General features: G+C 41.2%; 16 protein-coding genes and 1 other RNA gene. 6 read left to right on the forward strand and 11 right to left on the reverse strand.

The features are described from left to right. Positions 1 to 915, forward strand: a complete 915-nt coding sequence (locus LS48_RS06680; protein WP_045080984.1) for a Ppx/GppA phosphatase family protein — start codon at positions 1 to 3, stop codon at positions 913 to 915. A gap of 108 nt (positions 916 to 1,023) precedes the next feature. Here the strand turns inward: LS48_RS06680 and LS48_RS06685 are convergent, their stop codons facing one another. The 7 genes from LS48_RS06685 to LS48_RS06715 form a co-directional block, all read right to left on the reverse strand. Continuing rightward, complete coding sequence (locus LS48_RS06685) at positions 1,024 to 1,692, reverse strand: hypothetical protein (protein ID WP_076692423.1); 669 nt, start codon at positions 1,690 to 1,692, stop codon at positions 1,024 to 1,026. A gap of 271 nt (positions 1,693 to 1,963) precedes the next feature. Continuing rightward, the gene (locus tag LS48_RS06690; protein WP_062621265.1) at positions 1,964 to 2,329 is read right to left on the reverse strand and encodes a hypothetical protein; all 366 of its coding nucleotides are present in this window, start codon (positions 2,327 to 2,329) and stop codon (positions 1,964 to 1,966) included. Beyond that, positions 2,326 to 2,592, reverse strand: a complete 267-nt coding sequence (locus LS48_RS06695) for a hypothetical protein (protein ID WP_062621266.1) — start codon at positions 2,590 to 2,592, stop codon at positions 2,326 to 2,328. Before LS48_RS06695 ends, LS48_RS06690 begins: the two co-directional genes overlap by 4 nt. 84 nt (positions 2,593 to 2,676) lie before the next feature. After that, positions 2,677 to 3,282 (reverse strand): class I SAM-dependent methyltransferase, encoded by a 606-nt coding sequence (locus tag LS48_RS06700; protein WP_193392793.1) that lies wholly within the window; start codon positions 3,280 to 3,282, stop codon positions 2,677 to 2,679. A gap of 17 nt (positions 3,283 to 3,299) precedes the next feature. Continuing rightward, positions 3,300 to 4,592, reverse strand: coding sequence for a chloride channel protein (locus tag LS48_RS06705; protein WP_062621268.1), 1,293 nt, complete (start codon positions 4,590 to 4,592; stop codon positions 3,300 to 3,302). A gap of 20 nt (positions 4,593 to 4,612) precedes the next feature. Further along, the gene (locus LS48_RS06710) at positions 4,613 to 5,194 is read right to left on the reverse strand and encodes a MiaE family protein (RefSeq protein WP_045080980.1); all 582 of its coding nucleotides are present in this window, start codon (positions 5,192 to 5,194) and stop codon (positions 4,613 to 4,615) included. 83 nt (positions 5,195 to 5,277) lie between these two features. Further along, positions 5,278 to 7,110: a DNA polymerase III subunit gamma/tau gene (locus LS48_RS06715; RefSeq protein ID WP_062621270.1), complete on the reverse strand. Its 1,833-nt coding sequence runs from the start codon at positions 7,108 to 7,110 to the stop codon at positions 5,278 to 5,280. Between the two features lie 91 nt (positions 7,111 to 7,201). Here LS48_RS06715 and rnpB point away from each other — a divergent pair. After that, positions 7,202 to 7,528: RNase P RNA component class A (gene rnpB / locus LS48_RS06720), an RNA gene on the forward strand. On the opposite strand, the gene LS48_RS06725 is transcribed toward rnpB, so the two are convergent. From LS48_RS06725 to LS48_RS06740, 4 genes are read right to left on the reverse strand one after another with little or no spacing between them, the layout of a single operon-like run. Continuing rightward, positions 7,528 to 7,869: a hypothetical protein gene (locus LS48_RS06725; protein WP_131807703.1), complete on the reverse strand. Its 342-nt coding sequence runs from the start codon at positions 7,867 to 7,869 to the stop codon at positions 7,528 to 7,530. The genes rnpB and LS48_RS06725 overlap by 1 nt on opposite strands. A 53-nt stretch (positions 7,870 to 7,922) precedes the next feature. Continuing rightward, positions 7,923 to 8,456: an RsmD family RNA methyltransferase gene (locus LS48_RS06730; protein WP_062621282.1), complete on the reverse strand. Its 534-nt coding sequence runs from the start codon at positions 8,454 to 8,456 to the stop codon at positions 7,923 to 7,925. Continuing rightward, positions 8,456 to 9,310, reverse strand: coding sequence for a DUF3822 family protein (locus LS48_RS06735; RefSeq protein ID WP_078056380.1), 855 nt, complete (start codon positions 9,308 to 9,310; stop codon positions 8,456 to 8,458). Before LS48_RS06735 ends, LS48_RS06730 begins: the two co-directional genes overlap by 1 nt. Then, positions 9,255 to 9,917: a hypothetical protein gene (locus LS48_RS06740; protein ID WP_045080977.1), complete on the reverse strand. Its 663-nt coding sequence runs from the start codon at positions 9,915 to 9,917 to the stop codon at positions 9,255 to 9,257. Before LS48_RS06740 ends, LS48_RS06735 begins: the two co-directional genes overlap by 56 nt. Positions 9,918 to 10,045: 128 nt before the next feature. Here LS48_RS06740 and LS48_RS06745 point away from each other — a divergent pair, with 128 nt between their 5' ends. From LS48_RS06745 to LS48_RS06760, 4 genes are read left to right on the forward strand one after another with little or no spacing between them, the layout of a single operon-like run. Continuing rightward, positions 10,046 to 11,467 carry an ATP-dependent DNA helicase gene (locus LS48_RS06745; protein ID WP_062621284.1) on the forward strand — a complete coding sequence of 474 codons (1,422 nt, stop codon included), beginning with the start codon at positions 10,046 to 10,048 and terminating at the stop codon, positions 11,465 to 11,467. Between the two features lie 6 nt (positions 11,468 to 11,473). Further along, positions 11,474 to 12,052, forward strand: coding sequence for a DUF4126 domain-containing protein (locus tag LS48_RS06750; protein WP_062621285.1), 579 nt, complete (start codon positions 11,474 to 11,476; stop codon positions 12,050 to 12,052). A 52-nt stretch (positions 12,053 to 12,104) separates the two neighbouring features. Then, positions 12,105 to 13,919 carry a 3-deoxy-manno-octulosonate cytidylyltransferase gene (gene kdsB, locus LS48_RS15765; protein WP_076692424.1) on the forward strand — a complete coding sequence of 605 codons (1,815 nt, stop codon included), beginning with the start codon at positions 12,105 to 12,107 and terminating at the stop codon, positions 13,917 to 13,919. 16 nt (positions 13,920 to 13,935) lie between these two features. Beyond that, complete coding sequence (locus LS48_RS06760) at positions 13,936 to 14,472, forward strand: 1-acyl-sn-glycerol-3-phosphate acyltransferase (protein WP_062621286.1); 537 nt, start codon at positions 13,936 to 13,938, stop codon at positions 14,470 to 14,472. Positions 14,473 to 14,600 lie beyond the last annotated feature (128 nt).

A 14,600-nucleotide genomic window follows, 5' to 3' on the forward strand; every position in this document is an offset into this window, starting at 1 on the left:
TTGTTAAAAATAGAAAAATACGGTGCAGTAGATATTGGCAGTAATGCCATCCGTTTGCTGGTGGTAACCGTGATTGAGCAAAAAGAAAGAGACACCATTTTCAAAAAAACATCTCTGGTCCGGGTGCCCATACGGTTGGGAGCAGAGGTTTTCTTGGAGGGAAAAATTTCTGAAAACAGCGCCCACAGAATGATAGACGCCATGCAAGCGTTCCGGCTCCTGATGAAAACGCATAACGTAAAACGGTTTCGGGCCTGTGCCACCTCGGCAATGCGGGAAGCATCCAACGGAAGTGAAATAGCGCAAACAATCGAACAAAAAAGCGGTATATCCATAAACATCATTGATGGAAAGGACGAGGCCGCTATAATAGCTTCTACCGATTTAAAGAACCTGATACAGGATGATAAGGTCTTTCTGTATGTGGACGTGGGCGGTGGCAGTACCGAGCTTACCGTCTTTGCCAATGGCGCCAATGTATCGTCCAAGAGTTTTAAACTGGGCACGGTGCGTATGCTGGAAGGCCAAGTAGATGAACGCATTTGGGACGAGATGGAAGCTTGGATTAAAAGGGAAACGAAAGGTTTTAAAAAAGTTGCCATGATAGGCAGCGGCGGAAATATCAATACCATTTTCAAAAAGAGCGGTAAGAAGATAGGCAAGCCACTTAGCTATTTATATCTCTCTTCCTATTATGAACTGATGAAATCGCTTACCTATGAAGAGCGCATTACCGAACTGGATATGAACCCAGACCGCGCCGATGTGGTAATCCCCGCCACACGCATCTATCTTTCGGCAATGAAATGGAGCAAGGCAAAAAACGTATATGTCCCCAAGATTGGGCTAAGCGATGGCATTGTAAAAAGCCTTTATAATGAAAAACTGGCTGCAGAGGTGGAGGTTAATTCCTAAAGTGGGCTGCTAAAAGTTTTAGTGGAAGGTGAATTTTTTTGTAACGAATGCACGAAATTTTTTTTGAATTATTCGGTGGGGAAAGGGTTACTATTGTTGTCCACAGATTTATTCCGTCAGAAATTTTGATGTATAATTTATCACAAAGTCAAGCATAAATTGTTGAATAAATGATTCATCAATGGATTCATCACTTTTTTTTAAATCAGCGTATAATTTTTGGTATTCTTTCGTCTTTCTATATTCATTAAATTGACGTCGTTTGAATTCAATAAAGTCTTCGAAACCGTATTCTCGTGATTCATTAAAGCTACCGTTTTCAATTTCGAGTAACAAATAATGGCTATAAAGTGATGCATAACCTTGGTGAACGTATTCAACTAAGTCGCCGTATGGAAGAATTAGAATCCCAGTAAACCAGTCTATTTTAACCTTATCTTGTCTTGGAAAGTACCTTTTATAGATTGAAATCCATCGTTGCTTTGAATTCCCTTCTTCGTCTTTATAGAAACCAATTGGTCTGGTCATATCAATAAGGTATAATTCGCTATCGATTATCTCGAAGTGACCAACGTAGCCGCGCCAGAGCGCAGTCGATACCATATCTGGTCTATTCTCAGGATTTTTCTCAAAATAAGGCTCCAACGGATTTGAATTTAAACTGTATTCAGTACCGTTATAGGTAATCTTGTCAGGATATTGGGCAGTAATTGGTAATTCAGCTTTTACGATTCCAATATTTAAAAACATTATTAAAATGTATAGTGATTTTCTCATATTACGGACATACGTTTTGTTCCTAAACATTTAAGATTAGTCTGCTTTTGAGTAAACTCAATATCAGCTAATTCAATTGCTTTCTCTGATATTTGTTTTAATGGACTCGTCTTTTTTTAAAAAAATTACACCATAAATATATACGAAATTTTCCAACCTTCATACCCGGTGGCTTCAACACAGTCAACCAAATATATACAAAGCCTGTAATCTATTTAAATAAAATTTCATATTTCTAAGGGTTCCCAAACCATTCGGTAATCCAAAGAGCCTATCCCAATTTCTGCAAACTCCAAAAAATAAACCCTCCCAAAAAATAGCAGACTACGTCCCAAATATCGCTAGTATAGCGGTGCGATTGCTGCGGCAGGTAATATTCAAAAAAAATGGAAAACAGCGCCACCAAACTGAGGATGGTAAAAATATTCAGGCAAATGCCGAAGTCTTTTTTAACAAGCCAAACACCCCACAAACAAAGGGTTGCTACTATGGGGATTGTTAAAAAATCATTTAAGTGATGAAAAACCCAACTGTTGTCTATGCCCGAAACATATTTTAATCCTTGCACATATAAGAATACACCCAGCGACAGCAGCACATACAGATGCAACCATTTTAACGGAAGCCGCCGAATCATATAAATAGAAGAGAGATTAACCAGGCAATAAAGCCCCCGATGACCATTACCACCGTCCAGACCGCCCGCAAAACAACATAAGACCCACGAACCAACCAAAATCTACTGTTGCTCCATCTTTCGGAAAATGACTCTTTTTCTATTTCGGGTTTGGCTTTGGGGGAAGGCTCCTTATCAGTAGAAGATTCTTGGGAAGTGGAACCTGCCCGAGCTAAAGCAGGATCGTCATTTTCAAAATTTCCGTTCTCTTTCTGTTCAACCATGGCCTATATTTCAACTTACAAGAATACAAAATATTAGAATGATAAAGGAACAAAGCCAAGGAATACGCCTTCACCAAAGCATTTTTATCTCTTTCGAAATGAACAAAACAGAAAGTTCTGAAAAGTATCAAACGGGGTTTTATGGTCTATCGTCAAACAGTTGATTTTTTGGAATGCTTCGCCAATCACTGCGCTCAATTTTTCTTCAGTATATTGTGAAATCTCAAGTCCACTGCATTTTTGGGGTCCGTTTTCAGAAAATGTGCCAATAATCAAATAACCACCCACGTGATTTTGTACCATATTTCTGTATTTCTCGATGTCTTCCGCTTCGGTTAAAAAATGAAAGGTGGCCCTGTCGTGCCATAGGTCATAGGTTTCGGTGGGTTTAAAGTCGCTAATATCACCGACAATCCAAGTTACTTTTTCCGCTTTCTCGCCCAATCTTTCTTTTGCCCGTTCCAGCGCCTTGGCAGAAATATCCAGTACGCTCACGTTCTCAAAACCGTAATGTAGCAAATGGTCCACAAGCTTGCTATCGCCGCCGCCCACATCTATTATTTTGGCATTTTTCTCCAGGTTTAAAGATTCGATAAAATCCAAGGAAGGTTGCGGCACATCCTGTGTCCAGCTTATCTGGTTGGGGGTTTTGGTTTTATAGACGGTTTCCCAATGGGTCTTTTTGTCCATCTCGAATATTTTTTGAATTATCTATTTTTTAAAGCCTTTTTTTCCTTCTCCTCCATCTGTGCTCCAATAAAAGGAATGCGGGGCGCCAAGAAATAACCGGTCAAACTTGCGAATAGTATAGGTATAAAGTAGGTAAACCCGGTTAAGGTTGCCAAAAGAATGGTGGTGCTCATAGGCGTTCGCGTAACGCAGGCGTTTATGGCCGCCATACAACTTACAATGGTAAGCGAAAGATTGATGGACGGAAAAATGGTATGAATCAACAACCCGAGGGCGGTACCACAGAAAAATAACGGAATGATAAACCCGCCGCGCCACCCGGAGGTTACGGTAATAGCGATGGCAATGATTTTAAAGATTAGCACTGCCACGAGAAATTTTATGGTAAAATCGCCCACGAGCAAGGTCTCGATTTCGAAATGGCTGAAATATCGGGTAATGGGTAGATAAAAGGCAATCGTTCCCAGCAGTAGCCCTCCCATTAGGGTTTTTACGTATATGGGTGTTTTAAGTTTTCCAAAGAGATTTTTAAAGAATTTGGTACAGAATATAAAACCCCAGCCTACAAAAGTTGCGATTACCGCAAAAAAGATTGCCCAGGCAAAGTCGAAAACCGTTGCCATCTCATAAGCCGGTAAATGCCACGTAGGCCCCAACCCCAAATGGACGATAAGGGCAAATACGATATAACTGAACCCACTGGCCACGAGCGCGGGAATGATGGCTTGGTAATATTCCACGGCGTGTTTATGGTGCAGTATTTCCAAAGCGAAGAGACTTCCACCAAGTGGGGCGCCAAACAAGGCCGTAAAGCCCGATGCCATCCCGGCAATGCTAAGCGAGCGCAATTCCTCGCCTTTTAATCTGAAGATTTTTCCCAGCCAGCTGCCGGTGGAACCCGTAACTTGTACCAGGGGCGCTTCAGGCCCCAAACTTCCGCCCGAAGCTACACAGAGCAGGGAAGATAAAATCATGGAAGGATTGTTTTTTGGGTCCAGTTTCCCTTTGTTGAAACGGATATTGTTCACAATAAGCTGCATTTCACCCGGATCCCCGATGAAGTAGATAATCAATCCGGCCAATAGTCCGCAAATGGCCATTATGGGAATAACGAGCCATCCTTGATAGCCTCCCAGAAAATCGGTAAGAAACATTAGAACTACCCAATAAGTGCCCGAAATCAATCCGCCGAAAAGGCCTAAAACTGCCCAAAGAAGGAACATTCGGCTAAAAACAAACGGGTTGAACCGAATGGGCCTATCCAGAATATCAGCGTATTTCACCAGTTTTCTTCTTCTTTTCAATTTCATTTCGAAAACTTTAAAAGGAATTACCCGTGTATTGATTGATGCTTGCCAAGGTCCTTCATAACTTCGGCTTCAAAGGAAAGCAGGTCGTTCCATTTTTGGTCCACTTCTTTCCGGTCGCCGTATTGGCGGGCAAAGCCGAGGAACATCGTGTAGTGGTTTGCTTCACTTACCATCAGTTTTCGGTAAAATTCCGCCAATTCTTTATCTTCCAATTCCTCGCTTAAAAGCCGAAAGCGTTCACAACTTCGGGCTTCAATCAAGGCTGCATAAAGTAATCTGTGGACTAATTGTGTGGTTCTGCTTCCGCCTTTTGGGAAGAATTGGACAATCTGCAGCACATATTCGTCCTTTCTGTCGCGGCCCAAAACCCAGCCGCGCTCCAGGATTTTGTCGTGCACCATTTTGAAGTGGCTTATTTCTTCTTTTACCAAAGCAATCATTTCCTGAATAAGTTCAGTATATTCCGGAAAGCTCACAATCAAGGAAACCGCCGTGGAAGCTGCTTTCTGCTCGCACCAAGCGTGGTCGGTAAGAATGTCTTCTATGTTTTTTTCAACAATATTTACCCAGCGCGGGTCTGTGGGAAGTTTTAAGCCAAGCATTTTGATTTATAATTTACGATATACGATTGTCGATTTACGATTTTGTTGCCGAGTGATTAGTTCCACCTTCGGGGGTTAGGGACTTATATATCCAAATCAAATTCCCTCCGCAATTTTTCTATCAACGGATTTTTCTCCTTCATTTTTTCAAATTTTTCGCGGGTGGTGTAGGCATACCGTTTTTCGGCAGTTTCGTTTACGGTTATGTCCAGATCTATTTCATAATTCTGAAGTTTTTCGCGCAAAAAGCCGAGCAATTCATACTTGGCACGCTCCACTTCAGTTTTAATGGTTTGGTTGGGAAATTCAAGATGGATTACGGACCCATCCAGTTTTGGCACGCCCATGGTTAAATGCGAAAGCAGGTTGTATTTGCCGTTGCTTTCAACGTTTGTGGTATATTCGTCCCAAGCCGCCTGCATTTCTTCTTCGGAAAATTCAGTTACTGGCAGGTTTTCGGCATCGGGTTGGTTTGCAACCAGTTCCTGCTTTATTTCCTGCTTTTTTTGAATGCTTTTCAGCGAAAGGGCCGAAACTTTTTTGGCATTGCGCTCCGCGAGGATCTGTGGCCGTTCGATTACCTTTTCGGGTTGGCCCCCATTTGGTTTTTGCGTTACTTTTTCTTCGGAAATAATCTCTTCGGAAATTTTATTCTTTGAAGCAATTTCCTCTAAAGGTTCGCGCACTATTTCTTTTTCGGCTTCGTCCCGATAGCTATCGGGATCTGTTTCGATTTTCTTCGTAGGTTTGGGCACAACACTCCCGGCAGAAGTTATTTTTTCCGAAGTAAATTTTTCAGATTTAAAATAGGAGGGAGGTATTACGAAACGCTGGCCGCTATTGGAGTTTTTTTTTTCGCCCTGAAAGGTCAGGGAAGCAAGCTGCATTAAACAAAGCTCAACGAGCAATCGTTGGTTTTGGCTGTTTTTATATTTTAGATCGCAGGTGTTCGCGATGTCTATGGCCTCAATTAAAAACCGTGGCGATGTTTTTTGCGATTGCTCAAAATACATTGTTTTTACCTGTTCGCCAACTTCCAAAAGCTCAATGGTTTCTTGGTTCTTGCAAACCAACAAATCACGGAAGTGGGAGGCAAGGCCCATAATGAAATGATGGCCGTCAAATCCTTTCGAAAGAATATCGTTATATGTAACCAAAACCTGTGGAATGTTGTTTTCCAAAAGCAAATCGGTTATTTGGAAATACCACGTATAATCAAGTACATTCAGATTTTCGGTAACTGCCTCGCGGGTAAGGTTTTTTCCTGCGAAACTAACAACCCTATCAAAAATGGAAAGTGCGTCACGCAAGGCGCCATCCGCTTTTTGGGCGATGATGTGCAGCGCGTCGTCTTCCGCTTCTATGTTTTCTGCCTTTGCTACTTCCGCCAAATGTTCCTTAATATCGCGAACGCCGATACGTCTAAAATCAAAAATCTGGCAGCGCGATAGAATCGTGGGAATTATTTTGTGCTTTTCAGTAGTAGCAAGGATAAAAATGGCGTGCTTCGGCGGTTCTTCCAAGGTTTTTAAAAATGCGTTGAAAGCCGCAGAGGAAAGCATATGGACCTCGTCAATAATATAAACCTTGTATTTCCCAACCTGCGGTGGAATTCGAACCTGGTCTATCAAATTCCGAATATCATCCACTGAATTGTTTGAAGCGGCATCCAGTTCAAAAATATTGAAAGCGAAATCCTCGCCTTCCTTTTCGGTGCCGTCAGAATTTATTTTTTTTGCGAGAATTCGGGCACAGGTAGTTTTTCCCACGCCACGTGGTCCCGTAAAAAGCAATGCCTGCGCGAGGTGGTTGTTCTCTATGGCATTCTCCAAGGTATTGGTAATGGCCTGTTGCCCCACAACGTCTTTAAAAACGGCGGGGCGGTACTTTCGGGCTGATACGATGAAGTGTTCCATAGTGCGGAAACAAATATAAAGATGTACAACGGGTTTTTAAAAAATAGCTGTTTGTATTTTCCTATATTTATTAACATTGGCGTATTTTTGCGCAGCAGGCCGCCTTATCGCTGCCGAAGTTAATTCGAGAGAGGAAAGTCCGGACACCAAAGGGAAGCATAGCGGCTAACGGCCGTCGGGATCCCCGCCTTCGCGGGGATTTCAGGACAAGTGCAACAGAAAGGATGTACAGGTAATGCTGTAGTGAAATCAGGTAAACTCTATGCGGTGAAATGCCACGTAAACCTGTGCTAGAGGGTACCCGCCCGATGCAGGAGGGTAGGCAGATTGAGCGTATGGGTAACCATACGTCTAGATAAATGATAAGGCCCCGATGTTAAATCGGGGACAGAACCCGGCTTATAGGCCTGCATTTTTTTATTTTTCTTCGGCAATTAATTTCTCAATCCACAGTTTTGCTTCATCCAAATCTTTAAAAACACCAAAGGGCCAATTGTAGAAAGTTTTTTCAAAATTTGCATTTTTGATACAGTTGTCGGTATAGCATACAATGGCTATTCCCACCATTTTGGCATAACGAATATTGTAGAGCTCGGGATTTAGATTTATGGCGTATTGGTTTATTCGGTTGTCAATATAACCAAAACTTCTTTCGGAGTAATATTCGGCAAATACTTCGTGGAGCGCAGCGATATGCTCTAATTCAATTAAAACACCTTCCTTCACAGTGGCAGTAACACAGTGTTCGGTTAGTTCCATGACAATAAAGCCTAAATCAATAGTTTTGCTTGTGAACGACAAAAGTGTATGTTTTAATTAAAAAAACTGAATACGGAACTTCCGTATTTTCGAGCTTCTACAAAATGGGGAAATGAGGAAAGATCATTTTGTTTTGCGTGTTCAATAATAAGCATTCCTTCCGAATTCAACAAAGATTTGGCCATAATTACTTCCACCAGCTTCTTTAATGCTTCGGTTGTAAAGTCATAGGGAGGGTCTGCAAAGATAACATCATAGTTGCCCGAAGCTTTCTCCAAATATTTGCTTACATCAGATTTTACGGTATTTATGGGAAATTCAAATTCTTCTGAAATCTTGTTGATATACTGGATGCATCCTAAATGCCCATCAACCGCCGTAATAGCGGGGACGCCGCGAGAGGCAAACTCAAAGCATATGTTGCCCGTTCCTGCATATAAATCCAAAACAGCAATTTCATCAAAATAATACCGAACACGCAAAATATTGAAAAGCGCCTCTTTCGCAAAATCGGTCGTGGGACGCACGGGCAAGTTCTTAGGGGCCGTTAATCTTCTTCCTTTATATGTTCCCGAAATGATCCGCATTAAATTACGTTTTTTAGAATGAAATGGTTGTGTGGCCTATCGTTATCCAAGCTTCTTGTTGCAGTATAATTTGAATCCATAAATTCTAGATTGCGGATGTAGGTATACGCAATTTTGAAGTTGTCATCCTCCTTTTCAATTTCGCCACAAAGAATTACCGGGATATTATCTGAATCCAAGTGCAACTGTTCCATACAGAAAAGCGTATAATAGATAAAATCTTCGGGCGTTTTATAGGTATAGCTGTTGCAAAGCTGAAGTTCGCCGTTTTTCAAAACGATACAATCAAAACTGTTTTTCTGAAAGTGGAGGAATATTTTAGGAAGTGAGTAATTTTCCTTCTCTAAAATTGTTTTTAGCATTACGGTAACGGAATGGTAATAGCTGAAAGAGCCGTACTTTTCAAAAAAGAAATTGTTGATATTCATAAATGGCACATAAACCACCACGATGTTTTGGTTTTCTACCAAATCGTGCGCCATATAATCATTGGCCAATATTTTTGAATTGAACTTTAAATATTCGCTGGCCTTGGTTTCATCAAATAATGGTGCGGGAACCAAACTATAAACGGGAGTGGAGTAAACGACGGAAACTTCAGCGAATGCAGTATTCAAAATCTCATTTTTGAACATAATGGTTTCTATTTCCATTAACAGCTCCTCAGGTGTAGTGCTGTGGTCCAGCACGTTTTCCAAAAAGAAAACAGGCTCTTCGCTTGCTGGATTTGTCACCAAAAAAGAAAGCCCGTTCAAAGAGATTTGAACGGACAGTCTATTATTAATTGTATTTTGTATGTTAGTTTTCTTTTGCTGCATCATAGATTTTTGGCCAGTTTCCAGAAGTATTAACATCTTCCAGCGAACCTACTTTAATATCCGGTCCATTAACGCCATCAACAGATTGTACCTGCATTTCCTGGGCTAAAAGATCTTTGTCAAGGTCTCCCAATACTACCTTTTTTGAAACCTTTGCCTCAAAAACGGAATACGTGGCGTCGTTTTTAGTGATTTTCCCGGCTTTTAGGTCAAATTTGGCGTCAACACCTTCCACGGGCACATTCATCATTGTTTTGTATCTGTTTGTACTTCCGTAAAGGGAATCTTTAACGGGAGTGAATCCTAAAGTATCTATAAGAGATTCTTCAATAAAATAACCTTCGCTAATTCCAAAAGCCTTGTTCTTTGCAACATCGGCATAACTGGTATCACGTCTTTGGGTAATGGCAAACTTTGCGGTGTCAATAAAATTGATCAAACTGTCCCAATCGCCAGTAAAACTTCCCGTGATCTCTTTGTGGGCAAGTTCTGCGGCCTGAATGTCTTTCAAATTCTGAATTACTTTAACATAACGTGCTTCCTTAATTTTGTTGAATTCCACCGGGCCCATAACCGAGTTCCATAATTTCCAGCCCAAAAAGATGATGACAATCCAAAGAACAATCTGAATTACTAATTTCATTATTGATATTATTTAAGTGTTGATTTTACTAAAAGGTCTATCGCAAATCTACAATTTTTTTTTGTTCACAAAAGTATATTCCGAAAAAATCATACCTATCTTTAAACCCTCATTGACAGCAGCGAATGATGAATGTATCAGAATTTTACAGTTATTTACAAAATGATTTTCCACATAACACAACCGCAAAGCAGGATATTGCACTTCAATTATTGGCAAAATTTGTGTTGGGCACAAACAAAAATGAAACCTTTTTGTTAAAAGGATATGCGGGAACCGGAAAGACTACGATTGTGGGTTCCTTGGTGAAAAATCTTTCCAAAATAAAAAAGCGTTCGGTGCTATTGGCACCAACGGGACGGGCGGCAAAGGTTATTAGCAATTATTCAAATAAGCAAGCTTTTACCATCCACAAAAAAATATATTTTCCGAAAAGCGAAAAAGGTTCCGTTTCCTTCACATTACAGCAGAATAAACATCGCGATACTATTTTTATAGTAGATGAGGCCTCGATGATTCCCGATATTAACCAAGATTCAAAACTTTTTGAAAATGGCTCCCTGCTGGACGATTTGATGCAATATGTATATAGCGGCAATAATTGTAAGCTACTGCTCATTGGCGATTCGGCACAATTGCCACCGGTGCATTTGGATATCAGTCCCGCGCTGGATCCGCTTCTGCTCGAGAACCAATACAACCGCGAAGTAATAAAACTCGAACTGGATGAAGTGGTGCGCCAACAAAAGGATAGTGGTATTTTGGAAAATGCTACCCGAATCCGTGAGCGTTTGGACGACGAACTTTACGAGGCATTTAAGTTTTCGGGAGCAAATTTCGCCGATGTAATCCGCCCCGTTGACGGGCAGGAAATTATGGACGCCATAAACGATAGTTATGCTGCCTTGGGAAACGAGGACACCGTAATAATTGTACGTTCAAATAAAAGAGCAAACCTATACAATCAAAGCATCCGCGAACGGATTCTCTTTCAGGAATCTGAGCTCTCGGCAGGCGATTATTTAATGGTGGTGAAAAACAATTATTTTTGGGTGGATAATACCAGCGAGGCAGGATTTATTGCCAACGGCGACATTGTGGAGGTTTTGGAAATTTTCGCTTTCAAGGAATTGTACGGCTTCCGTTTTGCCGAAGTGAAAATGCGAATGGTGGATTACCCACACATGAAACCTTTGGAAACAGTGCTATTACTCGATACGCTTACTTCAGAAAGCCCATCGCTCACCTATGATGAATCAAACAAACTCTATCAAGAAGTGATGAAGGATTACGCGACGGAAAAATCCAAATACAAAAAGTTTTTGGCGGTTAAGAATAATAAGTATTTCAATGCGCTTCAGGTAAAGTTCAGTTACGCCATAACCTGCCATAAATCGCAAGGGGGGCAGTGGAATACGGTTTTTGTGGAGCAGCCCTATCTTCCAAATGGCATCGATAAGGAATACCTGCGCTGGCTTTACACAGCCGTGACCCGTGCGCGTGAAAAATTGTATTTAATAGGTTTCAAAGATGAATTTTTTGTAGATTAGTGGCTCATGGAAAATCTGGAAATCCTCATCAGCTTATTTTTGGGCATTGGCTTGGCGGCCGCCGTAGGTTTCCGCGTTTTTCTGCCTTTGCTCGTGTTAAGTTTGGCGGGCTATTGTGAGGTTATTACTTTAAATGAAAGCTGGCAATGGCTGGGAAGCCTTACCGCAGTTATAACGATGGGAGTTGCTACCGCTGTTGAAATTTTCGGATACTATATTCCTTGGTTAGATAATTTATTGGATACAATTGCCCTGCCCTTGGCCACATTGGCAGGAACCTTAGTGTTAGTGGCAACCATAACAGATTTAAGTCCCGTGGTTACGTGGACTTTGGCTATCATTGCGGGCGGGGGCACGGCTGCGGCAATTAAAGGTAATGCTTCGGCCGCACGGTTGACGTCAACCGCCACCACGGCCGGCACCGCGAACCCCATTCTCGCCACGGTAGAAACGGCCATTGCAACCGTTTTGGCCTTTGCTTCCATATTTATTCCTATTTTGGCCTTTATCCTTGTTGTGCTTTTGTTTTTTCTAATATTCAGATTTTATAAAAAGCTTCGCAAAAAAAGATTGCCACCCGCTTAAACTTCTTATTTTTGAAATCATTTTTAAAAACTTCGACTTGAAAATAATAGCAATGATCCCCGCACGATACGGTGCGTCGCGATTCCCCGGAAAACTGATGCAGGACTTAGCTGGCAAGCCCGTAATAGTTAGAACCTATGAGGCTGCAAAAGCAACCAATCTCTTTGATGAAGTTTACGTGGTTACGGACAGTGAGGTGATTTTTCAGGAAATTGAGGCCAATGGTGGCAAGGCCATTATGAGCCAAAAGGAACACGATTGCGGAAGCGACCGTATTGCCGAGGCCGTGGAAAATATGGACATTGACATAGTGGTAAACGTGCAGGGCGACGAACCCTTTACGAGCCGTGAGGGTTTGGAAAAGGTTTTGGCAGTGTTCAATGAACCCGATGCGGATAAAATTGACCTGGCTTCTTTAATGACCGAAATTCATGATTGGAAGGAAATAAACGATCCCAATACCGTAAAGGTGATCGTAGATAAAGACAACTTTGCGCTTTATTTTTCACGGTCGCCGATTCCCTATCCCCGTGACAAAAACGTAGAAATTCAATATTACAAGCACAAGGGCATATACGCCTTCCGCAAACAGGCCATCATGGATTTTTATCGCTTGCCAATGCGTTCCCTGGAAGCGGTGGAGAAGATAGAATGCATTCGTTATTTGGAATACGGAAAAAATATAAAAATGGCAGTTTCAAATACAACCGGCGTTGAAATTGACACTCCCGAAGATTTGGTAAGGGCGAACAAACTTCTGAAAGAAAGTAAGCCAGACGCCGTGAACAATAAGTTTCGAAATTTTCCAATGGTGCCCAAAGTGGTTTTTGGAGAAGGCTGTTTTGATCAACTTACTTCAATTTTATCTTCCCATAAAAAAGAAAAGGCGCCTTTTATATTTTTGGTGGATGATGTTTTTGAAAAAAACACTGAGTTTTTGGATAGGATCAACCTTCGTTTTAATGACAAATTGATTTTCATTTCAGCTGAAGAAGAGCCAAAGACATCACAAGTTGATGATTTGGTGAAAGATATAAAAGCAGAATTTACCTATGCCCCTTCAGGAATAATTGGCATTGGCGGTGGAACAGTAATGGACCTAGCAAAAGCAGTCTCTATTATGTTAATAAACAAGGGAAGCGCTGCCGATTACCAAGGTTGGGATTTGGTAAAACAGAAGGCCGTTTACCACGTTGGCATTCCAACCATTTCTGGGACCGGTGCAGAAGTTTCCCGTACTACCGTGCTTACTGGCCCCGTACGTAAATTGGGCATCAATAGTGATTTCACACCGTTTGACCAAGTTATTCTCGATCCGGACTTAACCATCGGCGTTCCAAAAAACCAATGGTTTTATACCGGTATGGATTGCTTTATTCATTGCGTGGAATCGCTGAACGGAACCTTTTTAAATGCCTTTAGCCAGAGCTATGGCGAAAAGGCGTACGATCTTTGTTTGGAAATTTTCTTGGGCGATTCGCTTTCCGAAGAAGAATCACGAGCTAAATTAATGATGGCATCTTGGCACGGCGGAATGAGCATTGCCTATTCGCAGGTTGGGGTGGCACACGCCATGAGTTACGGTCTGGGCTACGTTTTGGGAACCAAGCACGGCGTGGGAAATTGTATCGTGTTTCAGCATTTGGAGGAATTCTATCCAAAAGACGTAGCGCTGTTTAAGAAAATGGTTGAGAAACACAACATTGAAATTCCACAAGGCATTTGTAAAAACCTATCAAGGGAACAAATGGAAACGATGATTACCGTGGCCTTGGGAATGGTTCCGTTGTGGGAAAATGCCCTTGGAAGCAATTGGGAAGCAATAATTACCCCAGAAAAGCTTAAGGAATTATACCTGAGAATGTAATAAGAATACCATTTCAATGGGGCTAACAAAATTCATTTTTGAAAAAGTAATGGGCTGGAAGATTGAAGGATCCTTTGATCCCTCAATTAAGAAAGCAGTCGTGATTGTTGTGCCTCACACTAGTTGGCACGATTTCTACATTGGTGCCTTTACCAGAAAAATTCTCAAAACCGAAATCAATTATATAGCGAAGAAGGAATTGTTCAAATGGCCCTTTGGATGGTACTTCCGATGGATGGGTGGCGCGCCTTTAGATAGAAGCCCGGGACAAAACCAAGTTGAGGCCATTGCTGAAATAATTAAAACAAAAGATGAATTTCGCTTGGCCTTATCGCCAGAAGGCACACGTAAAAAAGTAGCCGTTTGGAGAACAGGATATTATTATATTGCCTTAGCTGCAAATGTACCAATCATCGCGGTAGCCTTTGATTATCTAACAAAGAAAGTTATAATAAACGAACCATTTTATCCCACGGGCAATATAGATGAAGATACTCTAAAACTCCGTTCTTTTTATAAGGGTATAGTAGGGAAAAACAAAGCGTACTCATAAAACAAAAATGTTAAAATAATGTCTTTGGAAAAAATATATAAATTATTGATAATCAGTAAATTGTTGTTAAAAAATAGTTAAGCAGTCTAAAAATCTTTCCATATATAAATTCTAAGTATTATTTATGC

Source organism: Aequorivita aquimaris (assembly GCF_001573155.1).
In the GTDB taxonomy this organism is placed as follows: Bacteria; Bacteroidota; Bacteroidia; order Flavobacteriales; family Flavobacteriaceae; genus Aequorivita; species Aequorivita aquimaris.